Origin of the sequence: Streptomyces sp. P9(2023), from assembly GCF_032436795.1 — a bacterium.
In the GTDB taxonomy this organism is placed as follows: domain Bacteria; phylum Actinomycetota; class Actinomycetes; order Streptomycetales; family Streptomycetaceae; genus Streptomyces.
In genome coordinates, this window is the sequence record NZ_JAUPWM010000808.1 from 1 (window position 1) to 239 (window position 239).

1 protein-coding gene is annotated in these 239 nt (G+C 36.8%); it reads left to right on the forward strand.

Features of this window, described 5'->3' with window-relative positions:
- On the forward strand, window positions 1-239 hold a 239-nt coding region (locus tag Q5762_RS39525), incomplete at both ends, for a hypothetical protein (RefSeq protein ID WP_315897151.1).

Consider the following 239-nt stretch of genomic DNA (forward strand, 5'->3'; position numbering starts at 1 on the left):
GTTGAAGATGCCATTAGTGTGTTTGATATTATCGGTATGTTAGCAGGAGAGAAGATAGATATAGATAATGACGGAAGATTTGATTTTGTAGGGTTGTTGCAAGCCGGTGTTGAATTTGAAGCTGATAAAAACTTTGATTTCGAGGGTGATGGATCTGGAGAGGTTAGCCAAGCTGATAAGATGGATTTTCCCTTTGTTGATGTTGATATGATTATTGAAGAGGTTAAGCATTCAATTGA